The organism is Streptomyces sp. NBC_00009, assembly GCF_045040855.1.
In the GTDB taxonomy this organism is placed as follows: Bacteria; Actinomycetota; Actinomycetes; order Streptomycetales; family Streptomycetaceae; genus Streptomyces; species Streptomyces aureus.
On sequence record NZ_CP108312.1, the window covers coordinates 2,532,711 to 2,559,347 of the forward strand.

Below are 26,637 nucleotides of genomic sequence, written 5' to 3' on the forward strand. Positions count from 1 at the left end.
CGTACGGCAAGCTCGAGCAGGAAGGCGCCCGCGCGGTCGAAGACCCCGGTGATGAACCGGCCGAAACCATCGTCGTCGTATGAAAGTCAGGGGGGAACTTCACGCCAGGCTCCCGCTGGTGCGTGCCGTGGACCAAAAGGACCCCCACATCTTGGAGAGGTGCTGGGCGGGGAACTCCCGGTTGGCAAGCGTCTGTTTGCGAATGGCCTCAGGCAGATCGGGCATGGCAAGGAGCCGGTCGCATGCTTGGTAGGAACCCGCCCAGTCCCCGACGCAGTACGCAGTGATCGAGAACTCGAACAGCAGTCCCCATCGGTACACCCAGGGGCTGACGAACAGCAGGTCGTCCGGAACAGGCCGGTTGAGGCCGGCGGAGGCGAAGGCGTGTGCGGTCCGGTAGTGGCCCATGGCACGCAGCCTTGAGCACAGTTGGTAACAGGCTTCCAGCCGCTGGGGCCGTGTCTCCCAGGCTTGCACAAGCGCAGCCATGGCGCCTGGCCAGTCGCCCGTCTCGGCCTTGAGGACACCGGCCTGGAACTGAGAGATGTATACCTCTTCCGGCCAGCCACCCATGGCGGCGCGCCCCTCGAACAGGGCGATGGCCTCTTCCTTCCTGTCCATGTCTCGCAAGGTCTGAGCCAGGTAGAAGACGGTGCGGGGGTTGTCTGGGTCTCGCTTGAGTTCGGCGCTCAGCAGACGTGCGTCACGCTCGGACTTGTCGTGACGCGATCCTCCGTCGGCATGGTCCACGATGACCAGAGCGTCGAGTTTCGACTGATCGGCCGGCTCGTCGCTGGTGAGGTATTCGTGGGTGACACCTTCGTAGCGCCAGGCGATGTCCCCCCTGACCAACCGACTGATCCAGTACTCGAAAGCGCCTTCATGCCGCAACATGTAGGCGTCGGCGGTCAGCGGCGGCAGCGCATCGTCCTGCCGGATCTCATGGTCGGCATCGATCAGGAGCAAGTAGTCGGCCTTCCCGCGTGCGTGACTGATGTTCAGGCTGCGGTTCTGACCGAAATTGCCCCACGGCTCCTCGTGGAGCTCGCCGGGGATGTCCCTGAGTGCGTTGCGGATGATCTTCTGCGTGCCGTCCGTGGACCCGGTGTCGGAGATCACCCACGTGGTGATGAGGTCACGGACCGACGCGAGGCAGCGTTCGATGACGGCGGACTCGTTCTTTACGATCATGCATAGGCAAATGGACGGCTGCACAATCATCGCTGGCTCCCTTTCAGGCTGAGCGCGCTGGTTGCGAGGAGGCTGGCCCGGACCTGCGCGATCCGGCGCAGGCCCGGGCGTCAGCCCTCGAGTCATTCCTGTCTCACATACCGCCCGTGGAGGTCCCGCCCGTGGGCGTACCCGTACCCGTGGGCGTACCCGTACCCGTGGGCGTACCCGTACCCGTGGGCGTACCCGTACCCGTGGGCGTACCCGTATCCGTGGGCGCACCCGTACCCGTCGGCGCACCCGTACCCGTCGGCGCACCCGTACCCGTCGGCGCACCCGTACCCGTCGGCGCACCCGTACCCGTCGGCGCACCCGTACCCGTCGGCGCACCCGTACCCGTCGGCGCACCCGTACCCGTCGGCGCACCCGTACCCGTCGGCGCACCCGTACCCGTCGGCGCACCCGTACCCGTCGGCGCACCCGTACCCGTGGGAGTCCCGCACGTCTGGTTGCCGCCACCCTGCTGATTGCCCTGACAGACTGGCCCGTTGATTGTTGAACCAATGATGTTGTTGATTTGGTTGATTGTCTGGTTGACCACCGTTGCCGGCAGACCGAGGCTCTGCGCCTTGGCTTGTGCAGCCGCTGTGCCCTGCGCCCTCGCCTGTGCCGGGGAGGCGCCTCCGCTTATGGCCGCTTTTGCTGCGCTCGTTCCGGCCGCTGCGACAGCGGCCGCCCCGGCTGCATTTCCTGTGGAACCCCCTCCTCCTGCGCAGGACGCGGAACCTACGGAGAAAGGCCCTGCGCCTGTGACAGCCGTCGGTCCGATACGGCCGTCAGAAGAGGAAGGCACGCTCGCCCCTCCGGGCGAAACGGTGAATGTTCCGTTGGGAGCGAAACCCTGGCCCGTCAGGTTCCCTCCGGCGACCTGGCATGTTTGATTCGGGGCTGCGGAGGCCGGCTCCACTATACCGACAGCCATTCCTCCGACTACCGCAGTCATCGCGGCAGCGCTCAGTACTGTTTTCCCTCGCATGAAACTCTCCTTTGTCTGTACTTCACCCCGGCAAATGGGGACGTGTTCGTGCAGACAACAGCACGCCAACTCTACTATTCCTATTCCACTGACGCATCTAGAGTTGCGAGCATTAGCGGTGCGCACTACCCTGACTTCATTCAATTATTTCCGCGACTTCGGACCATACCCTCTGACCGTTCCGACCTGCTCTCGAATGAGTGACGAGCCGACCTCCCTGGCAACTGATCCGCATTAAATTCCTTCGATGTCCTCAAAGTTGAAGTTGGCACTGTGTAGGTCGGTTATATTCTTGAGCGCGAAAGGGAAGTCGAAACATTCAATTGATTTATCAATGGACCCCTTTACCAATGCAGCAGGGTGCGACCCAGTTCCTTTCCGCGCTTTGGGGTGACAGCATGGTCAAGATGCCCCTACGAATCATTACTGCTGCTGTAGCGGCCTGCATGATCGGAACGGGCCTTTGGCCAGTTCGCCGTGACCGTTTCCGGCAGGCCCTTCAGGGTTCGAATCCTGCCGGGGGCACCCTTTATGAGGTGCCCAAAGACCCCGCCATCAGCGGTTTCGCTGAGAACGGGGTCTTCGCGTATGTGCAGGCGTGTGTCGCGGTATGCCGCCGCATGACAGCGGCTGCGGCCTATTCGCGACCTGAGCCGTGGGGCCGTTTTACCCAGGTAAGAGGCCTGAAACGAGGAAGGCCCCGGAACAGGTCCCGGGGCCTCGCGGAGGGTCTCACTCACCACTCACTCGTACTCGTCGAGCAGGTCCTCGATCCGCCGATTCGCCACCTCCTGACGCCCGTCGAGGCACTTGGCGTACCGACTCAGCAGCACCTCGACGCTGTTGCCGGCGCGCTCGGCAACCTCGGTGGCGTCCACGCCGGCGTTGAGCCAGGCGGAGAGCGCGGAGTGCCGAAGGTCGTACGGGCGGGGAAGCGACGACGGCCGGCGGTAGAGCAAGGTGTCGGGCTTCCTGCCAGGCCCGGTAATAGGTCGAGGAGGAGACCACTCCCCCGCTCTCGCTGAGGAACAGGCGACCGTCGTCGGCCGTCCCGAAAGTCTCGATGTGCCCCCGGAGGATGGCCACCAGCTGGGGAGGAATCGGCACCCGACGGACGTCTTCGGTCGGGCGGTTCTTCAGCCCGCGGTCGTCGCGGCTCTCCCCCGTATCCGTCCACTGCTTCCCCACGCTCGGGCGGGTCCGGTGCAGGAGCGCCGAGCCCCATCCCGATGCGGGCAGTGTCAGATCCGACTCGACCAAGCCGACCACCTCAGCGGGCCGGAAGCCGCCGAAGTACATGCCCGCGCAGAGGCCCACAAGCCGCCGACCACGAGCGCGCCGGTAGCCACCGACGTACGAGACAGCGTGGAGCAGGGACCGGGCTTGCTCCAGGTTTGCGACAACGCGGGGGCTACCTCACCGGACACCCTGGGCTTCTGCCAGCGCACGGAAGCGAGTGGATTCTCTGAGAACTCCCCCAGGTCGACGGCGTAGTTCAGGGAGTTCACGAGTGTGCGCCGTTTGCGCCGCACCGTCTCGGCAGACTCCCGCCCAGCTCGCCAACATGAGCCGCCCGCACTGACAGATCGAGGCTCTGCACCACGTGCGGGACACCACCTTCGCCGAGGACGCCTCGCATCTTCGCATCTTCGGACCGGCAATGCGCCCCGCACCATGGCGACCTGGCGCAACCAGACCATCGGCGCCCTGCGCCTCGCCGGCATCCAGAACATCGCCGCCGCACTCCGGGCCAACTCCCGTGACCCGAAACGCCCGTTCGCCCTACTCGGCCCCACATGATCACGAACCGGACATCACGCGACTACGCCCAAGCCCTGAGGGCCGGGGTCATATGGGCGTGCCCGGCGGGACATTCCTGTTGTCATGAGTCATGCCGTCGGGGCAGTAGCTATGGCCACAATCGGGCAGCTCGTAGCCCGGCGGAAGCTTGCCGCGGGTGTCGTTGTAGCCAGGGTCAATGTCATAGGGCGTGCCCGACGGAAGCTTCCCGCGAGTGTCGTTGTAGCCAGGGTCAATGTCATAGGGCGTGCCCGGCGGAAGCTTGCCGCGGGTGTCGTTGTAGCCAGGGTCTATGTCATAGGGCGTGCCCGACGGAAGCTTCCCGCGAGTGTCGTTGTAGCCAGGGTCTATGTCATAGCGCGTGCCCGACGGAAGCTTCCCGCGAGTGTCGTTGTAGCCAGGGTCTATGTCATAGCGCGTGCCCGGCGGAAGCTTCCCGCGAGTGTTGCCGGACGGCTGGTTGTTCTGATTACCGCCCGCATTGCCGGACGACTGGTTGTTCTGATTACTGCCGGTGCAGGGGTTTTGCTTGCTGCACGGCGCTGTTGGCGCGGCCTTTGCCTTGGGTGCCTCCTGATGTGCTGCTGTGGCGGTCGCCGCGCCTGCCCCGAGAGCAAGCGTCGCGGCCAGGCCGGACGCGCCTATCAGGCGAGGTATGCGACGCCGGATGCTTGTCACCATGATGGCTTCCTTACATGTGAAAGCGGGTATGCGCATGCCTGTGCCAGTCATCGTGGGGCGCCGGGCATCACCGTCGCGTGACATCGGCGTGACAGGGCTGGTGGCCTTCGCCGACAAGCATCTGCTGCAGCCGGCTCTCATGGTTCAGCCCCACCGCACCGCCTCACATCAGCGCCATACAGTCACAAATCCCATGCCAGGCAAGGCGTCGCGCACCAGTCTTCGGTCATGGCGAGCGCGACATGCGGATGGTGCGGACGGCTAGCTCATATGAGACCTGTCGGCGGTGCCGAGGTCGAGCACGTGGTCCAACCCGAGTTCGGATGGCTCCCATGAGGAGGACGTGGGGAAGGCCACGATGCTGCACAGCCGCGGGTCAGCCCCAACGACGGCGCGCAAGTACCGCTCCCCGCCGATCATTTGCTGTCCGGTGTCCACCGCGGCGCGGGCATACCCGATGTCGTGCGAAATGGCTGCGGCCGCCAACAGCGCGGCGTCCTCGCCCAACGTCGGCGCCAGGTTCAGCGCCTGGGACTAGACCCGCTGAGAGTGGGCCCACCGCCGGCGGCAGCCTGTCAGCCGACAGCGACTCGGCAAGGTCATGTGCCCACCAGGCCAGCTGCATTGCCCAATGCCGCCGAGGCAATCGGGAGCTCAGGGACGAGAGCTGACGAACCGGCCAACCCCGTGTCGCGCCTCGACGTGGCCGGCGGTCTCCAGCTCACGCACGGCGCGACGAACCGTGCCACGCGATACCCCGTACTTCTCGACAAGGGCCGCCTCGCTCTGCGGATCACCGGCTCGCGGCAGGGGAAGTCATTCAGTGACGGCCCGGTCGTGTCGCGCAGCCTTCGCCGGTTCCACCTCGTCAGACGCCGTCCCGGCATGCGCGCGGCGCTCGCCCGGGGTGAGCTGCCCACGACCAGAGGGCACTCATTAGCGCAATTTGGACGATTAGACAACCCTCAGCGGGCAGAGCACCATGGATCTGTCGGGAGGTGAAGATCGCGAATCCTTGGGGAATGGTGGTGCCACTGGTCGGCAGGCGACCGGGTGGGCCGATCCCTAAGCGATCACACGGCCATGAGCTCAGATGATCTCGCTTTCTCTTCTCTGATCGTGAAGAGCCGACCGTCCGTACACATAGCCCTTCTCGGTGGTTTCGACCTCTTGGTCGGCGACGTCCCGGTGACAGTCCCGCTCGGCTCGAAGCGACTCCTGGCGTCAATCGCGCTCAACTACCGCGCCTCTGTCCCTCGGACCTTGATCGCCGGAAGTCTTTGGCCCGAAGCATCCGAGCAGAGGGCGAACACGAACCTTCGGGCGGCGTTGTCACGCCTGCCCGACCTCGGCCGGCAAGCACTGGACGTCTCTCCCAGCGAGGTGCGTCTCGCGCGGGAGGCCACCGTCGACCTGTACCGCGCCCGGTCGTTGGCCGAACGCATACTCGACCCCCGCGTCCCGGCCGAGGACCTCGGCCTCAACGCGGCGACCGTCGACCAGCTCTCCGCCGATCTGCTGCCCGGCTGGTACGACGAGTGGGCCTTGCTCGAGGCGGAGCATTGGCGCCAGCTTCGACTCCATGCCCTCGAGAAACTGGCGGGAGAGCTCATCGACGCTGAGCAGTTCGCCGGGGCGGTGACGGCCGCCCATACGGCCGCCCAGGCAGATCCACTGCGGGAGAGCAGCCAGGTCTCGCTGATCCGCGCCTACCTGGCGGAAGGCAACCTGGTCGAGGCGCTGGACCACTTCGAACGCTACGCGCAGCGTCTGCGCAACGAGTTGGGACTCCGCCCCACACAGCAGCTGCGTCAGCTAGTGGCCGAACTGCAGCAGTCACACCCCGGTGGCGGATACTTGCATTAGGGACCGCGAGGGGCACGGCCGGATCACATGTCTTGGCCTCCTGCGGCGGGTGATGCTCGTCCGTGGAACCCTCGTGCCGGGCGACCTCGACGATCTCCGGGTCGCGAACCCATGATGTCCGCGACGTGCTCGGTGGTGAATTTCTGCGAACCCGCCGCTGTTGCCCATGGCGGGTTCGCGTTGTCGAAGCGGGTCGGCACATGTGTGGTGTGTTCAGCCCGCAGCCGGGGTTACTACTATCCGATGGCTTGGTTGCCCTGGTTCGTCTCGCCAGTGCCTCCGACGGCCTGGTTACCCTGGTTCGTCCCGCCGGTGTTCCCGATCGCCTGGTTGCCCTGGTTGGTGCCGCCAGTGCCCCCGATCGCCTGGTTGCCCTGGTTCACCGTGCCGGTGCCTCCGACAGCCTGGTTACCCTGGTTCGTCCCGCCGGTGTTCCCGATCGCCTGGTTGCCCTGGTTGGTGCCGCCAGTGCCCCCGACGGCCTGGTTACCCTGGTTCACCGTGCCGGTGCCTCCGACAGCCTGGTTACCCTGGTTCGTCCCGCCGGTGTTCCCGATCGCCTGGTTGCCCTGGTTGGTGCCGCCAGTGCCCCCGATCGCCTGGTTACCCTGGTTCGTCCCGCCGGTGTTCCCGATCGCCTGGTTGCCCTGGTTGGTGCCGCCAGTGCCCCCGATCGCCTGGTTACCCTGGTTCACCGTGCCGGTGCCTCCGACAGCCTGGTTACCCTGGTTCGTCCCGCCGGTGTTCCCGATCGCCTGGTTGCCCTGGTTGGTGCCGCCAGTGCCCCCGATCGCCTGGTTACCCTGGTTCACCGTGCCGGTGCCTCCGACAGCCTGGTTACCCTGGTTCGTCCCGCCGGTGTTCCCGATCGCCTGGTTGCCCTGGTTGGTGCCGCCAGTGCCCCCGATCGCCTGGTTACCCTGGTTCACCGTGCCGGTGCCTCCGACAGCCTGGTTACCCTGGTTCACCCTGCCGGTGTTCCCGACAGCCTGGTTACCCTGGTTCACCCTGCCGGTGTTCCCGACAGCCTGGTTACCCTGGTTCACCCTGCCGGTGTTCCCGACAGCCTGGTTACCCTGGTTCACCCTGCCGGTGTTCCCGACGGCCTGGTTGCCCTGGTTAACCCGCGAGGGGCAGACGTTCGGCCTGGGTTGCTTGCCGCAGAGATTCGGTGCCGCAGTCGAGGCCTTTGCCTTCGGTGCCGCCTGATGTGCTGCTGTGGCGGTCGCCGCGCCTGCCCCGAGGGCAAGTGTCGCGGCCAGGCCGGATGCGCCGATCAGGCGAGGAATGCGACGCCGGATGCTTGTCACCATGGTGGCTTCCTTACATGTGAAAGCGGGGTTGCGCTTGCCTGTCCCAGTCATCGTGGGGCGCCGGGCATCACCGTCGCGTGACGCCGGCGTGACGGGACTGGTGGCCTTCGCCGACAAGCATCTGCTGCAGCCGGCTCTCACGGCTTAGCCCCACCGCATCGCCTCACATCAGCGCCATGCTTACGCTCGATGCCACGTGCCCCCCCGGGGGGGCAGGGCCGAGGCCCATTCGCCAGATCCCACCCCGAAACCGACGGAACCCGCCACGAGACCGTGACGGGTTCGCGTTGCCGAAGCCGATCGGCAGGGCCGGCGTCTTCAGCTGCCCGGCACAGTCTGCGTCTGCTGCAGATACGACTGCCGGATGGCCGGCGCGAACGCGATCCTGGGCCCGTTTACCTGGTTGTTCTGGTTGATGCCACCAGAACCGCCATTTGCCTGGTTGTTCTGGTTGACGCCACCAGAGCCACCATTTGCCTGATTGTTCTGGTTGATGCCACCGGAGCTGCCATTTGCCTGATTGTTCTGGTTGACGCCACCAGAACCACCATTTGCCTGATTGTTCTGGTTGACGCCACCAGAGCCACCATTTGCCTGATTGTTCTGGTTGATGCCACCGGAGCTGCCATTTGCCTGATTGTTCTGGTTGACGCCACCGGAACCGCCATTTGCCTGGTTGTTCTGGTTGACGCCACCGGAGGCGCTAATTGCCTGATTGTTTTGATTTACGGCACCGGAGGCGCTAATTACCTGATTGTTTTGGTTGACGCCACCAAAGGCACTAATTACCTGGTTGTTCTGGTTCGTCCCGTCGGTGGTCCCGCCCAGCTGGCGCGGCACTTCCAAGTGCCCGTCCAGCAGGCTGACGGTGCGGAGGATGTGCCCCGTCTGCGCGTTCGCCTGCCACGCGGCCGTCCGGCTTACACCCTTCGACGCCTTCTTCTCCCGCGCATCTCTCTTCTTTTCCGCCGATTGCTGCGCTTGCGGGGTGACGTCGCCCAACAAACCAGCGACGAATGGCTGAGTTCCTCCGTAGCCGGAGTCGCTGTAGTTGGCGGCATAGGCGCTTCCCGAGCAGAGAGCGACCAGACCACCGACCGCTGCAGCGGCGATCATGACCTTCTGGAGCATGCGCATGAAATCTTGCCCTCCGTGCGTCTGCAGTGCAGAGCTGCATTACCTATTGCAATGCAATGACTACTTAACGTACATGCGCACGGGATGGACCTTCCGCCAGGCGCCCGTGTCGTGCCTCCCGATCACTCATTCATCCTCTCCAGCAGCGCTTCACACGCGTACGCCGCGAGCCCTCGGTATCCAAAGAGGGAGATCGCACCCGTTGCGGTGCCCGTCGAAGATGTCGCTTCGCCGAACCCCGTTCGGCGGAGGTTGATAGTTGTGACGTGCTGACATCTACGCCCGACCTCAACGACAGCGGAGTCGCACAGCGTGACGGTTTGGATCGACGCATACAGGACTGCCGACGCATGGGTCGCTGACGGGGAGTACTTCGTCTACGGCGAGGCCCAGGACCCCGTCTCGGTAGGCCCCGAGTACGTGCCGCACGCCCTGAAGATCAGCCGAACACCAGAGGCCACAGAGCCGGTGAACAGCCGCGCCAACACCCGGCAACAGCCCACCCGAGCATGCGCGGAAAGGGATTCCCTACTTCATCACTTCATCGAGGCTCGCTCCGCTCGCACGCCTGCCGTCGTCACCAGCCCGTACCTGGATCACCGCATGCGTTCCCGTTGTTCGCCAGGATTCGGGTTCCGATTCGTTCAGCGTGCGCTCCGTTTGTTCGTCCAGGCCCACGATTACGTCTGATTTGAGGGTGCGCAGGGCCGCTACGGGGGTCGGGAAGTAGGACGTGCACGCGGGGAATGGGGTTGTGGGGGGACGGAGTTGGTCGCCTACCAGGCGGCGGTAGTTCAGGTCGCCCTTCAGGATCGTGAGGGTGGCTGTCTCGAATGACTTCTTCAGGTCGTCCGGCATTGCGGCGTACGGCAGTGGGGCGCAGGAGAAAGGGTGCGTGCGGAGTTGCAGGTGGCCTGTTGAGGTTGCGTGCCATAGGCGTTCGCCCGCATTGCCCGCCTCGCCCGGGGCTTGCTTCAGGTGGTGTAGGGCGTCGATTACGTCCATGGGGGTCGCGTCGGAGACGTAGTACGGGTGTGGCTTTACGTGGAGGACGACTTGTTCCGCGTGTGCGTGGCGTAGGAAGTGGTCGATGAGGAGGAGGTCGGGGACCAGTTCGCGGCCCGCGTTGTCCGCCACCACGTGGACCGTGTTCCCGGCCCCCGGCGGCAGCAGCGACCACAGATGTTCCGAGTCGTCCGCCAGGAGGGGGGTGGTGGGGGTGTCGGTGGCGTTCGCGGTGAGTTGGAAGCCGAGGTCCGCTCTGTTGCCCCAGAGGGAGCCGTGGAGCAGGGCCCGGGCTTGGGTTTCCGGTGGTTCCTGCGCGAGGCGGTCCAGGGCCGTCAGTTCCGCCTGCGCCTCCGGACCCCGTAGCTCCGCCTGCTTGAAGGGGCGGAACGGGTCGATGCCCTGCCACGGTCCGGCGGCGTCGAAGTAACCGACCGCGTCCAGGAGTCTGCGGTAGAAGTAGCTCTCCGCCCACAGGAACGGCGCGTCGAACCACGACCCGCCCACATGCTCGCCGCTCCCCCACTCCTCCCACTGTTCGCGGTCCCGGGCGTCCGGCGGCAGCGGTTCCATCACGCCGGCCGGATCCGTGCTCTCCCTCAGGAGCGCGTCCAGTGCCCGCTGCCGCTCCGGGTCGTACGGGAACGCCTCCCGCACCCGCTGGATGAGCGCCGGGTGCCGTTCGCGCAGCACGCTGTACGGGAATGATCCGGGGGCGTTGCTCCGGATCACGTCGTCAACATTGTCAAGATTGTCAACATCTTCAACGTTCTCCATGGCCGATTGATCCTCCGGTCGTCGGGCCCAGCAGCATCGTCACCAGTCTTTCCGTCTGTTCGCCCGGATCGCGCGCCGTGTCTCCCCATGTCGTCATCAACAGGTGGTGGACCGTCCCGACCAGCGCCAGCGCCGTCGCCGTCGTGTCCGTGGCCGGGGAGAGGCGGCCCCGTTCCACTTCCGCGTTCAAGTAGTCCGCGATCGACTGCTGGATCGCGTCGAAGCCAGGGGCGCCCGCCTCCAGAGCCTCGCGGATACGGAGCGACGCCGCCGGGGTCGAGACCGCCAGGCCCGCCGTCGTGGGGTTCAGGGACGTCAGGAGCGCATAGCCGATCGTCTTCAGGTTGGCCGCCACCGTGGACTCGCCCGCGCGGCCCGGGAGATCCTCCGCAAGGCGCGCCGTGCCGGCGAAGCGGGCCAGGACCAGTTCCGCGACGAGTTCGTCCAGGCCCGCGAAGTGCTTGTGCAGCAGGCCTTTCGCGCAGCCGGCCTCGGTCGTGATCGCCCTGCTCGTCAGGCCCGACGGGCCCTCCCGCGCCAGGATCCGCTCCGCCGCGTCGAAGAGCCGCTCTCTTACGTCGGGGATCGCCACTCCGCGCGGGGACATGCTGCCTCTTCCCATCAGGTTCGCCATCAGGTCCGGGTCCGGCCATCAGCAGGCCCGGCCATCAGGTCCGGTTTCGGTACGACCGTATGCCGACCGTCCCGGATCACGCCCTTGTCATCAGTTTGGGCGTGTGCCCATACTTGGTATGGGCGGGTGCCCATTCTAGACCCGGCCCGTCCGCCGCAACGAGGGGGTAGCGCTGTGCCGCACATCGTGAACGTCGATCAGTCCCAGGCCTGGAACGGGTACGAAGGTGAGCACTGGGCCCGCAACCAGGACCGCTGGGACGCCGTGAACGCAGGGTTCAACGAGCCTCTCCTCGACGCCGCCGCAGTCCGCCCAGGCGAGCGGGTCCTCGACGTCGGCTGCGGCGCCGGGGCCACCACCCGCCTCGCCGCCCGGCGCGCGGGCCCGGACGGGCGGGCACTGGGGGTCGATCTGTCGGGGCCCATGCTGGCCCGGGCCGAGGAGACTGCTCGGGAGGAGACTGCTCGGCAGGAAGGGGCGGTCGACGTCAGCTTCGAGCGGGGCGACGCCCAGATCCACCCCTTCCCCGCCGGGGCCTTCGACGTCGCCATCAGCCGGTTCGGGGTGATGTTCTTCGCCGACCCCGTCGCCGCCTTCGCCAACATCCGGCGCGCCCTCCGGCCGGGCGGGAGGCTGGCGTTCATCTGTGCCGCCGAGCCCGAGCGCAACGACTGGCTCCGGGCCATCGCCGGGCTGCGCGGCATCCTGCCCGTCGGCGACTTCGGGGCTCCGGGCGAGCGGGACACTTCGCGCAGCCCGGGGATGTTCTCCCTGGCCGACCCCGACGCCACGCGCGGCGTGCTGTCCGGCGCCGGGTTCGCGGGCGTCGAGGTACGGCGCGTGGAGGGGTACGGGCTGTGGGGGCGGGACGCCGGTGACGCCGCCGCGTTCCTGCTCGGCTCCGGGCCCGGAAGGCACCTGACCGAACAAGTCGACGGCGAGGTAAGGGAGTTGGCGCATCGCGCCCTCACGGACACCCTGCACGCGTACGAGCGCGCCGGCGACGGGGATGCGGACGGTGACAGCGAGGTGCGGATGAAGAGCGTCGGATTCCTCGTCACCGCACACAATCCGGAAGAGGTCGCCCGCCCCCTGGCCAAGACCTCACCTACAGTGTGAAGATCCTGTGCCTACGCAGGAGTTCACCATCTGGGGGGCCTCATGGCACTGTTCGGAAACGCGCACACCGTCGACCCCGTCGGCGCGCAGCAGGAGTACGCCAAGCTGTTCGGTCAGGGCGAGCAGGTGCAGGCCGCGTACCTGCTCATCCGCGACACCATCCTCTTCACCGACCGGCGCCTGATCTTCGTCGACAAGCAGGGGATCACCGGCAAGAAGGTGGAGTACCACTCCATCCCCTACCGCAGCATCACACACTTCTCCGTCGAGACCGCCGGCCACTTCGACCTCGACGGTGAGCTCAAGGTCTGGATCTCCGGCACGGCGGCGCCCGTCCAGAAGACGTTCAGCAAGGGCGTCGACATCTACGAGGTGCAGGCGATCCTGACGCAGTTCGTGGCCCGCTAGGCACAGCAGCCACAACAGTGGCCTGGCGGCGGCACCTTCGTACGTATGCGTATCCACGCACGAAGGTGCCGGCCCACCGCCCTCCTCCTAAGAAGCCCTCCCCCTAAGACGCCCGCCTGCGCGACGCCGTCTTCTTCGCCGGTGACTTCTTGGCGGTCGTCTTCTTGGCCGTGGCCTTCGAGGCGCCCGCCTTCGAGCCGCTCGCCTTCGACGTACCGGCCCTGGACGATGTACCGGCCCTGGAAGTACTCGCCTTCGACGTGCTCGCCTTCGACGCGCTCGCCTTGTCTGCGGCCGTCGTCCGCGACGAGGCGGCCGACTTCCTGGCCGTGGTCTTCCTCGCCGTGCCGCTCCCGGACGCTGCCGGCTTCGCCTTCGTCGAGGTCGACTTCTTCCCGCCGACCTCCTTCGGGGCCGTACGGGACTTCAGCGGGGTCACCGGGCTCACCTTCGCCTCCCGCTCCGGTGCGGCCGCGTCACCCCGGGCCTCCCTGGCCGCCTTGACGCTGCTCTTCAGGGCCGCCATCAGGTCGATGACCTTGCCGCCGCCCTCGGGGGCAGCAGGCGCCTCCACCACGCCCTCGCCGGACGCCTTCGCCTCGATCATCTCCTCGACCGCGGAACGGTAGTCGTCGTGCAGCGACTCCATGTCGACCTCGCCGAGGGTGTCCATCAGCGCGTCCGCCAGGTCGAGTTCGGCCTCGCGCACGGTCACCTGGGTCTCGGGCGCCGCCTCCTCCGGGGCGCGCACCTCGTCGGGCCACAGCAGACCGTGCATCGCGATCACGTCGTCGACGACGCGCAGCATGCCGAGCCGCTCCCGCCCCCGGAGGGCGAACTTGGCGATGGCGACCTTCTTGTTCCGCTTGAGCGCCTCGCGCAGCAGGGTGTACGGCTTCGCCGCGGGGACGCCGTTCGCGGAGAGGTAGTAGGCGGCGTCCATCTGGAGGGGGTCGATCCGGTCGGCGGGGACGAAGGCCACGATCTCGATGGTCCGCGCGGTCGGGATCGGCAGGGAGGCCAGATCCTCCTCCGTTATGGGGATGATCGCGCCGTCCGCCGCCTCGTACCCCTTGCCGATCTCCGCAGACGTGACCTCCTTCTCCTCCAGCTCGCAGAACTTGCGGTAGCGGATGCGGCCGCCGTCCTCGAGATGGATCTGCCGGAAGGAGATCGAGTGGCTCTCAGTGGCGTTGACCAGCTTGATCGGGATGCTGACCAGGCCGAACGAGATGGCGCCGTTCCATATGGATCGCACGGTGTCCCTCTCTGCGTAGTGCTCTGCCGTGTGCCCTGCGTAGTGCTCTGCTGCGTGCCGCCCGTAGTGCCCTGCCGTAGCCGAACCCGTCGGCCACCCACCACCGCCACCGCCACCGCCGTCGCCGCCTCCGTCGCGCCTCCGCCGTAACCCTTTGGGACAGGTCGTATCGATTTCCGTGGGATTCTCATCGTATGACGCCCATCACAGAGGTGGAGGGGCGGAGGCTCGCGCTCAGCAACCTCGACAAAGTGCTGTACCCGGCGGCCGGGTTCACCAAGGGCGAGCTGCTGCACTACTACGCGACCGTCGCCGGGCCCCTGCTCGCACACCTGCACGACCGGCCCGTGTCCTTCCTGCGCTACCCGGACGGGCCCGAGGGCCAGCGGTTCTTCACCAAGAACGTGCCGCCGGGCATGCCGGCGTGGGTACGGACGGCGGACGTGCCGCATTCGAGGAGTGCCCCGTCCCGCCAGGTCCTCGTACAGGATCTGGCGTCACTCATGTGGGCGGCCAATCTGGTGACGGAGTTCCATACGCCGCAGTGGCAGGCGGACGCGCCCGGACAGGCCGACCGGCTGATCCTGGACCTGGATCCCGGGGAACCGGCGGACGTGGTGGAGTGCTGCGCGGTCGCGCTCTGGCTTCAGGAGCGGCTGAGGGCCGACGGGCTTCACTCGTACGTGAAGACCTCCGGCGCCAAGGGGCTGCACGTGCTCGTGCCGCTGGAACCGACGCCGTCCGATCGGGTGAGCGCGTACGCGAAGACCCTCGCGGTGGAGGCGGAGGCGGAGCATCCGGAGCTGGTCGTCCACCGCATGACCCGCAGCCTGCGCCCCGGCAAGGTATTCGTCGACTTCAGCCAGAACGCCGCCGCGAAGACGACGGCGACCCCGTACACGCTGCGCGCCCGCCCGGAGCCGACCGTGTCGGCGCCGGTGACGTGGGAGGAGGTCGAGGCCTGCACCGACGCACGGAAGCTGACGTTCCTGGCCGACGACATCGCCCCCCGCCTCGAACGCTACGGGGACCTGCTCGGCCCCCTGATCAACCTGAACCGCGCGGGGAGGGTGCCGTGAGCGGCGGCGCCGGGGCTGTCCCGGTGACAGTCCGACGCGAAGGGCGAGCCTCTCCCCACCCGGCACGTCGGCCGGGCAGACCCTGACGGAATGGACGAAAACGCGCCGGCAGTAGCCCTGCGACCGCCCGTCGACGTAATGCGTCCCCAGGCTGTGGACGAAATCCCTGAACAAACAGGCACGCCGGAGAGTCTCCAGTACTCCCTCAAACTCGACGGATTCCGCGCCCTCGCCTTCATCCTCGAAGGCGGCCGGGTCTTCCTGCAGTCACGCTCACAAAGGGACCTGGCCCGGGAGTTTCCCGAAATTACCGCATATCTTGGAGAGCGTCTGCCCGCAGGAACCGTGCTGGACGGCGAACTGTGCGCCTATCGCGACGGGCGTCTGAGCTTCGCCGATCTCCTCCGGTCCCACGCCGATCGCGAGCGATCGGGCATCCCGGTGTCCTACGTGGCGTTCGACATCCTCGCCGTCCCAGGCCGCGATGTCAGAGCCCTGCCGCTGAAAAAGCGCTGGGAGCTGCTCGGTGCCGCGCTGCAAAACGTCGGCCCGCCCCTTCAGCGCGTACTGGCGACGCTCGACGAGGAAACCGCCCATATCTGGTTCCGTGACATAAGAGCTGCCGGTGTCGAAGGAATTGTGGCGAAGGAACTGCGCTCGGCCTATCGGGCAGGAGGAACCCAGGCATGGAGAAAGATCAGGCATGCGGACACGACGGACGGGGAACTCCTCGGCGTTTTCGGCCCGTTGGACAGACCGCAGGCACTTCTCGTACAACTCCCGGATGATCGAACCGTGAAGACGTCGCCTCGCTTGACCCCGACGCAGTCACGGCAGGTCGGCGAGCTGGTACGCGGCCGCTTGGGACAGCTGACGCACCACCCGGAACACGGGCCGGTGCGCATGCTCACCGCCCCCCTCCTCATCGAACTGCGCCAAGCGGCCGGACGCCACGAGACCATCCGTTTCGTACGGGTGCGGTCCGACGGATGAGATGTCCTTCCGTCGTCATAGGGTGAAATCTCGCGCGGGGACGGACGGGAGGGCCGAGGTGGCCGAGACGACGCTGACCGGGACGACGGTCGCCGAGGTGATGGCCGAGCTGGCCGAGCTCGAGGACCCGAAGGCACGCGCCGTGAACGAGAAGCACGGCGACGATCACGGCGTGAACCTCAGCAAGCTGCGCGCGCTCGCGAAGCGGCTGAAAACGCAGCAGGAACTCGCGAGCGGGCTCTGGGAAACCGACGACACCGCGGCAAGACTCCTCGCCCTCCTCATCTGCCGCCCGAAGGCGTTCGGGCGGGACGAGCTGGACGCCATGGTGCGCGAGGCGCGCACGCCCAAGGTGCACGACTGGCTCGTGAACTACGTGGTGAAGAAGAACCCGCACGCCGAAGAGCTGCGTCTGGCCTGGTCGGCCGACCCGGATCCAGTGGTCGCGAGCGCCGGCTGGGCGCTGACCACGGAACGCGTGGCGAAAAAGCCGGAGGGCCTCGACCTCTCAGGGCTCCTCGACGTCATCGAGGCGGAGATGAAGGACGCCCCGGACCGCCTGCAGTGGGCGATGAACCACTGCCTGGCCCAGATCGGGATCGACCACGCCGACCGCCGCACCCGAGCGATGGACATCGGCGAGCGCCTCCAGGTACTCAAGGACTACCCGACGTCCCCCGGCTGCACGTCCCCGTTCGCACCTGTCTGGATCACCGAGATGGTGCGCCGCCGGCAAGCCCGGTAAAGCGGCCTCAGACCCGCAGCCACGTGTGGCGGTCGCGGGCCATCGCGTGCAGGGCCTCGACGTCGGCCGGTTTCAGGACGCCGCCCGTGCGCGCGAGTGACTGGAGTTCCGTGTCCAGGACGATGCGTACGTCCCGTGGGGGTGCCGCCACCTCGACGGTCGTGGCGCCCGCCACGGCCAGGACCGGGCGGACCTCCGCGGTCAGGGCGAAGGACGCGCGGGACGCGTCCGCGCGGACGCGGCGCAGGAGCGGGTGCGGCTCCGAGCGGCCGGTCATCACCATCGGGTCGGCGACGCGGACGCGCTGCTTGCGGGCCGGAAGCGTGTGCAGGGCGTAGAGACCGCCGGGTCCGATGAGGAGGTGGTGGATGCGGGCGCCGCCGGGCAGCGGCACGGAGTGCAGCGCACGCCAGCCCGCCCGCTCGAACGCGTCGAGCGCTCCGCCGACGGACTGCTCGGCCTCCAGGGCCCGGCGCCGCGGATCCCCGCGCAGCCGCCGCGGCGGGCCCGGGTCGCGGTCGACGGCGATAAGGAGCGCCTCGCCGGGCCGGTTCGGCGCGAGGTCGTCGTCCGGGTGGAGGGCGAGCCGGGCGAGTTCGGCCGGGGTGGGCACCGGGGGCGGGCCGACCGTGACCTGGCCGGTCAGGAAGGGCCCGAGGGCGTCGAGCACGGCGTCCCGGCGGGCCTCGCTGATCAGATTGACGCGGCCGGCCTCACGGTCGTACCAGGCGACGTTCCTGCCGTCGTCGCCGCAGACGTAGAGCCGCTCCCGACCGTGCCGCCAGGTCGGTACGACGCGCAGACCGCTCATGCACCATCACCCCACGACCATGGGAACAGCCCCGGAGCCGCACGGCAATATGCCGTCCGGCCCCTCGGCGACACCACCGCCCGAAGAGTTTCGGCCCGCTGTTACACAGCTGCCGAATTGCCGTGATGAGGGTTCTTTACGGTAAAGACGTCCGCGTTTACGCCACCTGGTGGAGCGCACAGCACCGGGAGTAGAGCAGAGGAGACGTTCCGTGAGCACCACCCGTCGAGCAGGCCTGCTGGCCCGTGGCACCTTCGTCGCCGCCGTTCTCGGCGGCGCGCTCCTGGTCCCGACGGCCGCGTTCGCGCACGCCCAGCCCGACCGGCACGCGACCCCCGCTCCGGAAAGCTCACCGGAGGGGATCCACGACACACCCGACTCGAACCCGCTGTTCGTGGCGGCGGGCGGCGGAATGGCGGCGGCGGGCGCGGGGGGACTCGCGTTCTCGATGTACCGGCGCGGGCGCACCGACGACTGAGGGTTCGAGGTGCGCACGGTCCCGTGGGTCAATAAAAAGGACTTCCTCACCAATAAGGTGTCAGTGGAGTGACCTACCGGCACGCGGACAGGCAGGAGTGCAGTGAATTCCAGGCGCACCTGTACCGCGGCCGCCGCCGTGTCGGCGTCGGTACTGCTGCTCGCAGGGTGCGGCGACTCGGGCGAGCTGCGCAGCGCGGGTCCGACGTCCACGGCGGTGGGGCCGGCCCGGCTGTGGCCCACACTGCCGCCGGCGTCCGCCGCGGCCGACAACTACGGCTCGGGCCACACCGAGGTCGTGAAGGGCATCACCGCCAAGGGTGACGACATTCACCGCGTGAACCCGGTCGAAGTCGTCCGCACCCAGGCGGCGGCCGCCGCGGCATCGCCGAGCCCGTCCCCGAGCCCGGACAAGGTCGTAGGGCTGGACGATTGCGGCACGGAGGCCCGTACCAAGTGCCCGGTGCTGAAGGCGTACTACCGGGACCTGACCGGCGACGGCAAGGACGAACTGGTCGTGGGGATCCGCCTGCCGAAAGGCCAACTCGCGGTGCGCTGCTACACGTTCGAGGGCCACAAACTGACGCAGATCATGGGAACGTCGGACGCGGTCGTGAGCGTGGAGATCGCGGGCCGCGACGTAATCCTGCGGGCGGTGGCGGACCTGCCGGGCTACGAGTACCGCACGGCGTGGTCCTGGGACCCGCACCAGCGCGCGATGCTCCCCACCCGAGACGAAATCCTCCGCACAGGCCCACCCGCAGCCCCAACCCAGACCCCCAAGCCCAGCCCCACCACCTCCCCGCCGGAAACCCCGACAACAACCCCATCGGCCCCGACGCGATGACGACACACACGACCCCGGGACCACGGCACCACACACCCGGCCCGCACCGGCCCACGTACACGGCCCGACAGACACCGCCCCCCACACAGCCGCACCCGCGACCGAGCGGGAGGGGACGGGCCGGTATGTCCGCCCGGAGCCGGCACACACAACTGACGCGCACGAAATCCGACGCCGAACCATCCAAGCGAGGACGGACATACCGGACCGGCCCCGCACCCACCCACACACGCAGGGCGCAGAACCCCGACCCCGACGCCAGCACCAGCACCAGCACCAGCACCAGCACCAGCACGGCCACCGGCACCGGCACCGGCACCGGCCCAGCACCCACCCCCACAGCCCGGCGCGAGAACACCGGCCCAGAACACCCGCGCCCCCGGCAGCGGCAGCGGCAGCCCCCCGAGAGCCGCCCATGACCCCCACCACCTCCCGCGCCGACCCGAGCCCCGCCAGGCCCAAACCCCTGCTCCCCGCCTGGACCGCCACCCTCACCTGGAAGGCCGCGGTCTTCATCACGGTGATGTGCTGCGCACTCGCCGCACTCCTGGGCGCCCTGGTCCACGTATCGGTCGCCAATCAGACCGTCGGCCAGGCCCGTGACCGCGCACTGGGCCGGCTCGACGAGGCCACCGAGGCGTACGAGGCCGGAGCGAGACTGGGCCCGCTCGCGGGGGTCGACCCCCCTGGCCTGCCCGACTCGCTGCGCAGGCTCGCCGCGGGCGGAAATCGCGGCACCATGGTGAGCAGCCACGCGAAGGCACCCACGATGTGGGCGGCGGGTCCGGTCGACAGGAACCGCGTACTGGCCGTGGAGGTCGACTACTCGCAGGGCGCCCGCACGATCGACGGCCTGGACCAGGCGATCGTCGGCTCGTCCGTGCTGGCGATCGGCGCGACGCTGCTGGTGGGAGCGTTCGCGGTGACCCGCGTGACGCGGCGCCTGCACGCGACGGCGAGGGTGGCCCGGCGGATCAGCGGCGGGGACCTGGACGCGCGCGTGGGCGATCCGAGGACGAGAGATCCGGCCAGGCACCAGGACGAGGTGGCCGCGGTCGCGAGCGCGCTGGACAGCATGGCGTCGTCGTTGCAGCGCAAGCTGCTCAGCGAGCAACGGTTCACGGCGGACGTGGCGCACGAACTGCGGACACCGCTGACGGGCCTGCACGCGGCGGCCGAACTCCTCCCGCCGGGCCGCCCGACGGAGCTGGTACGGGACCGGGTCGCCGCACTGCGGACCCTCACCGAGGACCTGCTGGAGATCTCGCGCCTGGACGCGCGCAGTGAGCGCGTGGACCTGGACGACAACTGGCTCGGCCCGCTCACCGAGCGGGTGGTGCGGGGGTCCGGCACGGAGACGGAGGTGGCCGTGGTGCGCGACGTCTGCGTAGTGACGGACCGCCGACGCCTGGAGCGGGTGCTGGGCAACCTCGTCGCGAACGCGCACCGGCACGGCAGCCCGCCGGTGGTCCTCACGGTGGACGGCCCGGTGATCACGGTGCGGGATCACGGGGAGGGCTACCCGGACTACCTGGTGGAGGGCGGTCCGCAGCGGTTCAGGACGGAGGGCGGCGCGAAGGGCCACGGCCTCGGCCTGACGATCGCGCTGGGCCAGGCGAAGGTGCTCGGCGCCTCGCTCAGGTTCACGAACGCGGAGGACGGCGGAGCGCTGGCGACGCTGACGTTGCCGTACGACGACCACCAGCCCTGACGCACCACCCCCACACGGAACCCCCGAACAGAACCCTCCCGAAACCCCTCCCAAAACCCCCGCCCGAAACCCCCGCCGAAACCCCCGCCCGAAACCCCCGCCGGACACACACCCAGTCAGATTAAAGAGACATAGCGGGATTTCTGGGCGATCGCTTGTTACGTTCCCGCCATGACCGGATCGACCGGATCGACGGGCCCGACGGGACCGACGGGAGCGACGGGACCCATGGGCCCGGCAGGCACCAGAGCCGGCGTCAGCCCTCCCGCTGTCCCCGCTGTCCGCCTCCCGCGGCGCCGTGGCACCGAACTCGTCCTGATCGTTCTGGCCGTCCTGCTCAGCGTCTACGGATACTGCGCCGTAGGACTCGCCAAGAACGGCTCCGTACCGCCCGGCGCCGCCGGTTACGGCGCCGGGCTCGGCGTGCTCGCGCTCGTGGCGCACGGCGCGATCCGCCTGCGCGCCCCGTACGCGGACCCGCTCCTGCTGCCCATCGGTGTGCTGCTCAACGGCCTCGGCCTGGTCCTGATCTACCGGCTCGACCTGGAGACGCCCGACGACCAGGCGGCGCCGATCCAGCTCATCTGGTCCACGCTCGGCGTGGCCCTGTTCATCGCGGTCGTGGTGTTCGTGCGCGACCACCGGGTGCTCCAGCGGTACGCGTATCTGTCGGCCGTCGCCGCGCTGCTCCTGATGGTCCTGCCGATCTTCTTCCCGGCGGTGAACGGCGCCCGCATCTGGCTCAGGATCGGCGGATTCTCCATCCAGCCGGGCGAGTTCGCCAAGGTGCTGCTCGCGATCTTCTTCGCCAGCTATCTCGCGGCGAACCGCAACGCGCTCTCGTACACGGGAAAGAAGATCTGGCGCTTCCAGCTCCCCACCATGCGGGTCTTCGCGCCGATCCTGGTCTTCTGGCTGATCAGCGTGGGCGTCCTGGTCCTGGAGCGTGACCTGGGGACCTCGCTGCTGTTCTTCGGCCTCTTCATCGTGATGCTGTACGTGGCGACGGGCCGCGTCAGCTGGATCGCGATCGGGCTCCTCCTCGCGGCGGGCGGCGCGGTCTTCGTCGGCATGCTCGAACCGCATGTGAACAGCCGTGTCCATGACTGGCTGCACCCGTTCGCCTCGATCGACGCGGGCGAGGGTCCCGGCCAGCTCGCGCAGTCGCTGTTCGCGTTCGCGGCGGGCGGCATGCTCGGCGAGGGGCTCGGGGCGGGGCACTCGATCCTCATCGGGTTCGCCGCCAAGTCGGACTTCATCCTGGCGACCGCGGGCGAGGAGCTGGGGCTCGTCGGCCTGACGGCGATCTTCCTGCTGTACGCGCTGCTCGTGGAGCGCGGCTACCGTGCCGGGCTGGCGCTGCGCGACCCGTTCGGCCGGCTCCTCGCGATCGGCATCGCGTCGATCGTCGCGCTCCAGGTGTTCGTGATCGCGGGCGGGGTGATGGGCCTGATCCCGCTGACCGGCATGGCGATGCCGTTCCTCGCGCAGGGCGGCTCGTCCGTCGTCACGAACTGGATCATCGTGGCGCTGCTCGTACGGATCAGTGACTCCGCGCGCGGCCAACTCCTGCCGGACGACGCGCTGGAGGCGCATCGGTGACCCGCTACATCCGCCGCGCCTCGGTCTTCTGTCTGGTGCTGCTCGTCGCACTGCTGGTCAACTCGGCCCGCGTAATGATCTTCGAGGCGGACTCTCTCGACGACAACCCGGCCAACCGCCGCAACACCATCGCGCGCTACGACCAGCCGCGCGGCAACATCCTCGTCGACGGCAAGGCCGTCACCGGCTCGAAGAACACCGGCGAGCAGCTCCGTTACGAACGGACGTACAAGGACGGTCCGTTGTACGCGCCGGTGACCGGGTACGCGTCCCAGGTGTACGGCACCTCACTGCTGGAGAACGCCGAGGACGACATCCTCTCCGGCACGGACCCGATGCTCGCCCCGCTCCCCCTGTTCAACGACCTGACGCGCTCGCAGCAGCCGGGCGGCAAGGTGGCGACCACGATCAACGCGGCGGCGCAGAAGGCGGCGTACTCCGGGCTGGCCGGGCGCCGGGGCGCGGTCGCGGCGCTCGATCCGGCGACCGGGGAGATCCTCGCCCTGGTGAGCAGCCCCTCGTACGATCCGGGGGCGATCGCGGGGACGGATTCGGCGACGACGTCGGCGTGGAAGCGCCTGAACGGCGCGCCGAGTCAGCCGATGCTCAACCGGGCGATCCGGCAGACGTATCCACCCGGCTCGACCTTCAAGATCGTCACCGCGGCGGCGGCCCTCGACTCGGGCGTCGTGACGGATGTGGACGAGCCGACGGAGACGCCGAGCCCCTGGCGCCTGCCCGACACGTCGACCTTGCTGCGGAACGAGGCCCACGGCTGTGAGGACGCGTCGCTCGCGGACGCGATCCGGGTCTCCTGCAACACGGTGATGGCGAAACTCGGTGTCCAGGTGGGGCTGAAGGGGATGGTGTCGGCGGCCAGGAGGTTCGGCTTCAACGATGCGGGGGTGAGGATCCCGTCGGGCGTCTCGCGGAGCAACTTCGACACGGACATGGACCGTTCGCAGCTGGCTCTCTCGTCCATCGGCCAGTTCAACACGACGGCGACGCCGCTGCAGATGGCGATGGTCTCGGCCGCCGTCGCCAACGGCGGGGTCCTGTTGGCGCCGCATCTGGTGGAGCGGACGACGGACGAGCACGGCAACACCGTGGCGCAGACCGGTTCGAAGGCGTACCGCCAGGCGATGAACCCGGCCACGGCGGTGCAGCTCCAGCAGATGATGCAGGACGCCGTGGAGTACGGCACGGGCACGAACGCGCAGATCCCCGATGTGACCGTCGGCGGCAAGACCGGCACGGCGCAGCACGGCGTGGGCAACAAGGGCACCCCGTACGCGTGGTTCATCTCCTGGGCGCGGTCCCCGGAGGCGGGCAATGCGGAGGTCGCGGTCGCGGTGGTCGTCGAGGACGCGTCGGCGAACCGTACGGACATCAGCGGCGGCGGGAGCGCGGCGCCGATCGCGCGGGACGTGATGGAAGCGGCACTCAACTCAGCGGAGCGGTAAGGGAACCGGCCCGCAAGTGGTCCTGATACCAACAGGTGAAATGGCCCTCTACGGCGCCGCGCCCCCTGCCTATCGTGCAGTCCATGACTGACTACGGGACTGCGAAGACGACGGAAAACGGGACTCGCCACGAACTCGCCCAGGTGAACATCGGCCGCCTGACCGCCCCGCTCGACTCGGAGCAGCTGAGGGACTTCGCGGAGGGACTCGATCCGGTGAACGCCGTCGCCGACGCGTCGGACGGGTTCGTGTGGCGCCTCAAGGGCGACACGGGCGACGCGACGGACATCCGGATCTTCGACGACGCGTGGCTGCTGGTGAACATGTCGGTGTGGCGGGACACGAATGCTCTGACGGCGTTCATGTACCAGGGCCTGCACCGTGAACTGCTCGCCCGCCGCCGGGAGTTCTTCGAGCGGCTCGACGAGGCGGTGACCGCCCTGTGGTGGGTGCCGGCCGGGCACCGGCCCACCGTCGCGGAGGCGGAGGAACGCCTGGTCCATCTGCGGGCGCACGGCCCGACGCCGTACGCGTTCAATCTGCGTACGGCGTTCCCGGCGGGCGGAGCCGGCCCCGAGCCGGAGCCGGAGCCGGAGTCCGTCAGCCGATCGGCTTCCTGATCTCCGAGCGGATCTTCGCCGCGGTCGCGGCCGCCGCGTCGAGGTCCACGTCGGAGGGGTCCTGAAGAGCGATCTCGGGGGTGATCTCGGCGACGGTGGCGCCGGTGTTCCCGTCGACCCAGGCGCACATCGGGATGGTCGCCTGCTGCTTGGTGAGCACCTGGCAGGTGATGGTGACGTCGGAGCCGGCCGGCTTGAAGTCCTTGGCGGGCACGGCGACTTCGGCGCCGTCGCTCTTGGCGGCGCCCTGCATCATGTTCTTGCGGGCGAGGTCGGTGTTCTTGAACCGGCCGTACATGCCGGAGATCACCACACCCGCGTTCTTCTTGGCGGGGTCGGTCGCGGCGTACTGGCCGACGGCCGCCTTGGTGTCACGCGCGTCCCAGGCGCCGTCCGCCTCGTCCTCGATCTGCTTGCCCTGGGTGCCGGACAGGTCCTGGGTGAGGGTGTACCTCCCGTCGAGGACGGTCTTCGGGATGGTCAGCTTGTACTCGGCCTTCGGGAAGCTCTTGTCGACCTCCGAGCCGAGCATGGCGACCGCGACGATCCCGACGACGACGACGGCGAGCGCGCCGCCGACGATGCCGAGGATCATCCCGACCCGCCGCTTCTTGGGCGGCGGGCCCATGGGGGCACCGCCCCAACCGGGGTAGGGGGCACCGCCCGGGTAGGGCTGCTGGGCGTACGGGCCGGGCTGGCCCGGCTGACCGTACGGACCGGGCTGGCCGGGCTGCTGCGGCGGGCCGTAGGGACCGGGCTGGCCGGGCTGCTGCGGCGGCCCGTAGGGGCCGGGCTGGCCGTAGGGCGCGGCCGGGGGCTGCTGGCCGTACGGGTTGGGCTGGGGCGGCTGAGGCGTGGACACGTCAGCAAACTACTGCATGCGGGTGACATGCCCACACGCCCCGGACACCACGGGCACCCCCGGGCACCACGGGCACCACGGGCATGCCCTAGGGCAGCTGCTCGCCCTCCCCGATCGTCGACTCCACCTCCGCGACGCGCTCCAGCTCCTCCGCCGCGAAGCGTTCCGCGTCGAGCTTCTCGGCGATCTCCTCGTCCTGGGCCATCAGCTGGTCGAGGTTCGAGTTGCCCATCTCGAAGACGCCCATGTCGACGTACGCCTGCTGGAGGCGCTTGCCCCACAGGCCGATGTCCTTGACGCAGGGCACGATCCGGGAGAAGAGCAGCTGGCGGAAGAGAGCCAGGAACTCGGACTGCTCGCTGTACTCCTCGGCCTCCGCCTTGGAGATGCCGAAGTTCTCCAGGACCTCGACGCCGCGCAGCCGGTCGCGCATCAGGTAGCAGCCCTCGATGACGAACTCCTCGCGCTCGCGCAGTTCGGCGTCGGTGAGCTGCTTGTAGTAGTCGCGCAGGGCCATCCGCCCGAAGGCCACGTGGCGGGCCTCGTCCTGCATGACGTACGCGAGGATCTGCTGGGGCAGCGGCTTGTCCGTGGTGTCGCGGATCATGCCGAACGCGGCGAGCGCCAGGCCCTCGATGAGGACCTGCATGCCGAGGTAGGGCATGTCCCAGCGGGAGTCGCGCAAGGTGTCGCCGAGGAGCGACTGGAGGTTGTCGTTGATCGGGTAGAGCATCCCGATCTTCTCGTGCAGGAAGCGGCTGAAGATCTCCGCGTGCCGGGCCTCGTCCATGGTCTGGGTCGCCGAGTAGAACTTGGCGTCCATGTCGGGGACGGACTCGACGATGCGGGCGGCGCACACCATGGCGCCCTGCTCACCGTGCAGGAACTGGCTGAACTGCCAGGACGCGTAGTGCTTGCGCAGCTCGCCCTTGTCCCGGTCCGTCATCTTCGCCCAGTGCCGGGTGCCGTAGAGGGTGAGCGCCTCGTCGGGGGTGCCGAGCGGGTTGTGGGGGTCGACCTCCAGGCCCCAGTCGATGCGCTTGGCGCCGTCCCACTGCTTGTCCTTGCCCTTCTGGTAGAGCGCGAGGAGGCGGTCCCTGCCCTCGTCGTACTCCCAGCTGAATCTTGCCGCGCCGGCCGCCGGTATCTGCCAGCTGAGCTCCTCGGGCGCCCTGGTGTACAGCTCATGCGTCGACATACAGGCAGGCTCACACGCTCGTGGA

Annotated in this window: 25 protein-coding genes and 1 pseudogene; 14 read left to right on the top strand and 12 right to left on the bottom strand. The window is 68.3% G+C overall.

Annotated features, from left to right (window positions below; translation table 11 throughout):
- Window positions 1-99 precede the first annotated feature (99 nt).
- Window positions 100-1,221 (bottom strand): glycosyltransferase, encoded by a 1,122-nt coding sequence (locus tag OHA58_RS11145; protein WP_405478561.1) that lies wholly within the window; start codon window positions 1,219-1,221, stop codon window positions 100-102.
- Between the two features lie 131 nt (window positions 1,222-1,352).
- Here OHA58_RS11145 and OHA58_RS11150 point away from each other — a divergent pair, with 131 nt between their 5' ends.
- Window positions 1,353-1,697, top strand: coding sequence for a hypothetical protein (locus OHA58_RS11150; protein ID WP_405478562.1), 345 nt, complete (start codon window positions 1,353-1,355; stop codon window positions 1,695-1,697).
- A 1,252-nt stretch (window positions 1,698-2,949) separates the two neighbouring features.
- Here the strand turns inward: OHA58_RS11150 and OHA58_RS11155 are convergent.
- Window positions 2,950-3,750: pseudogene (locus tag OHA58_RS11155) on the bottom strand (tyrosine-type recombinase/integrase); the annotation flags it as partial.
- 130 nt (window positions 3,751-3,880) lie between these two features.
- Here OHA58_RS11155 and OHA58_RS11160 point away from each other — a divergent pair.
- Window positions 3,881-4,006 (top strand): hypothetical protein, encoded by a 126-nt coding sequence (locus OHA58_RS11160; protein ID WP_405478563.1) that lies wholly within the window; start codon window positions 3,881-3,883, stop codon window positions 4,004-4,006.
- 48 nt (window positions 4,007-4,054) lie between these two features.
- Here OHA58_RS11160 and OHA58_RS11165 read toward each other — a convergent pair whose 3' ends face one another.
- Together OHA58_RS11165 and OHA58_RS11170 are read right to left on the bottom strand one after the other, a co-directional pair.
- A complete protein-coding gene (locus tag OHA58_RS11165) occupies window positions 4,055-4,687 on the bottom strand; it encodes a hypothetical protein (RefSeq protein WP_405478564.1) in 633 nt (210 codons plus the stop codon).
- Window positions 4,688-5,341: 654 nt separating this feature from the next.
- Entirely contained in the window at window positions 5,342-5,497 is a 156-nt protein-coding gene (locus tag OHA58_RS11170) for a GntR family transcriptional regulator (protein ID WP_405484901.1), read from the bottom strand.
- A 519-nt stretch (window positions 5,498-6,016) separates the two neighbouring features.
- Between OHA58_RS11170 and OHA58_RS11175 the strand changes: the two genes are divergently transcribed.
- Window positions 6,017-6,553, top strand: coding sequence for a BTAD domain-containing putative transcriptional regulator (locus OHA58_RS11175; protein WP_405478565.1), 537 nt, complete (start codon window positions 6,017-6,019; stop codon window positions 6,551-6,553).
- A 236-nt stretch (window positions 6,554-6,789) separates the two neighbouring features.
- Here OHA58_RS11175 and OHA58_RS11180 read toward each other — a convergent pair whose 3' ends face one another.
- The 4 genes from OHA58_RS11180 to OHA58_RS11195 form a co-directional block, all read right to left on the bottom strand.
- Window positions 6,790-7,866, bottom strand: a complete 1,077-nt coding sequence (locus tag OHA58_RS11180) for a hypothetical protein (RefSeq protein WP_405478566.1) — start codon at window positions 7,864-7,866, stop codon at window positions 6,790-6,792.
- A 318-nt stretch (window positions 7,867-8,184) separates the two neighbouring features.
- Window positions 8,185-9,003 carry a hypothetical protein gene (locus OHA58_RS11185; RefSeq protein ID WP_405478567.1) on the bottom strand — a complete coding sequence of 273 codons (819 nt, stop codon included), beginning with the start codon at window positions 9,001-9,003 and terminating at the stop codon, window positions 8,185-8,187.
- Window positions 9,004-9,531: 528 nt separating this feature from the next.
- On the bottom strand, window positions 9,532-10,785 hold the full coding sequence (locus tag OHA58_RS11190; RefSeq protein WP_405478568.1) for a damage-control phosphatase ARMT1 family protein: 1,254 nt from the start codon (window positions 10,783-10,785) through the stop codon (window positions 9,532-9,534).
- Window positions 10,772-11,392 carry a TetR/AcrR family transcriptional regulator gene (locus OHA58_RS11195; protein ID WP_405478569.1) on the bottom strand — a complete coding sequence of 207 codons (621 nt, stop codon included), beginning with the start codon at window positions 11,390-11,392 and terminating at the stop codon, window positions 10,772-10,774. The genes OHA58_RS11190 and OHA58_RS11195 overlap by 14 nt, the downstream gene beginning before the upstream one ends.
- A gap of 201 nt (window positions 11,393-11,593) precedes the next feature.
- On the opposite strand from OHA58_RS11195, the gene OHA58_RS11200 reads away from it, so the two are divergent.
- Window positions 11,594-12,538, top strand: a complete 945-nt coding sequence (locus tag OHA58_RS11200) for a class I SAM-dependent methyltransferase (RefSeq protein ID WP_405478570.1) — start codon at window positions 11,594-11,596, stop codon at window positions 12,536-12,538.
- Between the two features lie 42 nt (window positions 12,539-12,580).
- Window positions 12,581-12,946 carry a PH domain-containing protein gene (locus tag OHA58_RS11205; protein ID WP_405478571.1) on the top strand — a complete coding sequence of 122 codons (366 nt, stop codon included), beginning with the start codon at window positions 12,581-12,583 and terminating at the stop codon, window positions 12,944-12,946.
- Window positions 12,947-13,049: 103 nt separating this feature from the next.
- Here OHA58_RS11205 and OHA58_RS11210 read toward each other — a convergent pair whose 3' ends face one another.
- Window positions 13,050-14,204, bottom strand: coding sequence for a Ku protein (locus OHA58_RS11210; protein ID WP_405478572.1), 1,155 nt, complete (start codon window positions 14,202-14,204; stop codon window positions 13,050-13,052).
- A 194-nt stretch (window positions 14,205-14,398) separates the two neighbouring features.
- Between OHA58_RS11210 and ligD the strand changes: the two genes are divergently transcribed.
- The 3 genes from ligD to OHA58_RS11225 all read left to right on the top strand — a co-directional run bounded on the left by ligD (window position 14,399) and on the right by OHA58_RS11225 (window position 17,021).
- A complete protein-coding gene (gene ligD / locus OHA58_RS11215) occupies window positions 14,399-15,283 on the top strand; it encodes a non-homologous end-joining DNA ligase (RefSeq protein ID WP_405478573.1) in 885 nt (294 codons plus the stop codon).
- Between the two features lie 90 nt (window positions 15,284-15,373).
- The gene (locus tag OHA58_RS11220) at window positions 15,374-16,276 is read left to right on the top strand and encodes a DNA ligase (RefSeq protein WP_405478574.1); all 903 of its coding nucleotides are present in this window, start codon (window positions 15,374-15,376) and stop codon (window positions 16,274-16,276) included.
- Between the two features lie 100 nt (window positions 16,277-16,376).
- Window positions 16,377-17,021 carry a DNA alkylation repair protein gene (locus OHA58_RS11225; protein ID WP_405484903.1) on the top strand — a complete coding sequence of 215 codons (645 nt, stop codon included), beginning with the start codon at window positions 16,377-16,379 and terminating at the stop codon, window positions 17,019-17,021.
- A gap of 7 nt (window positions 17,022-17,028) precedes the next feature.
- On the opposite strand, the gene OHA58_RS11230 is transcribed toward OHA58_RS11225, so the two are convergent.
- Complete coding sequence (locus OHA58_RS11230; protein WP_405478575.1) at window positions 17,029-17,832, bottom strand: nuclease-related domain-containing protein; 804 nt, start codon at window positions 17,830-17,832, stop codon at window positions 17,029-17,031.
- A gap of 211 nt (window positions 17,833-18,043) precedes the next feature.
- Between OHA58_RS11230 and OHA58_RS11235 the strand changes: the two genes are divergently transcribed.
- The 6 genes from OHA58_RS11235 to OHA58_RS11260 all read left to right on the top strand — a co-directional run bounded on the left by OHA58_RS11235 (window position 18,044) and on the right by OHA58_RS11260 (window position 24,552).
- Complete coding sequence (locus tag OHA58_RS11235; RefSeq protein WP_405478576.1) at window positions 18,044-18,310, top strand: hypothetical protein; 267 nt, start codon at window positions 18,044-18,046, stop codon at window positions 18,308-18,310.
- Window positions 18,311-18,412: 102 nt separating this feature from the next.
- Window positions 18,413-19,156, top strand: a complete 744-nt coding sequence (locus tag OHA58_RS11240) for a hypothetical protein (protein ID WP_405478577.1) — start codon at window positions 18,413-18,415, stop codon at window positions 19,154-19,156.
- A gap of 415 nt (window positions 19,157-19,571) precedes the next feature.
- Window positions 19,572-20,867: an ATP-binding protein gene (locus OHA58_RS11245; RefSeq protein ID WP_405478578.1), complete on the top strand. Its 1,296-nt coding sequence runs from the start codon at window positions 19,572-19,574 to the stop codon at window positions 20,865-20,867.
- 228 nt (window positions 20,868-21,095) lie between these two features.
- Entirely contained in the window at window positions 21,096-22,469 is a 1,374-nt protein-coding gene (locus OHA58_RS11250; RefSeq protein WP_405484905.1) for an FtsW/RodA/SpoVE family cell cycle protein, read from the top strand.
- On the top strand, window positions 22,466-23,932 hold the full coding sequence (locus tag OHA58_RS11255; RefSeq protein WP_405478579.1) for a peptidoglycan D,D-transpeptidase FtsI family protein: 1,467 nt from the start codon (window positions 22,466-22,468) through the stop codon (window positions 23,930-23,932). The genes OHA58_RS11250 and OHA58_RS11255 overlap by 4 nt, the downstream gene beginning before the upstream one ends.
- Window positions 23,933-24,015: 83 nt before the next feature.
- Window positions 24,016-24,552, top strand: coding sequence for a DUF3291 domain-containing protein (locus OHA58_RS11260; RefSeq protein WP_405478580.1), 537 nt, complete (start codon window positions 24,016-24,018; stop codon window positions 24,550-24,552).
- Here OHA58_RS11260 and OHA58_RS11265 read toward each other — a convergent pair.
- Complete coding sequence (locus tag OHA58_RS11265) at window positions 24,533-25,414, bottom strand: hypothetical protein (protein WP_405478581.1); 882 nt, start codon at window positions 25,412-25,414, stop codon at window positions 24,533-24,535. The two genes, OHA58_RS11260 and OHA58_RS11265, sit on opposite strands and share 20 nt — an antisense overlap.
- A gap of 88 nt (window positions 25,415-25,502) precedes the next feature.
- Window positions 25,503-26,612 (bottom strand): ferritin-like domain-containing protein, encoded by a 1,110-nt coding sequence (locus tag OHA58_RS11270; protein WP_405478582.1) that lies wholly within the window; start codon window positions 26,610-26,612, stop codon window positions 25,503-25,505.
- Window positions 26,613-26,637 lie beyond the last annotated feature (25 nt).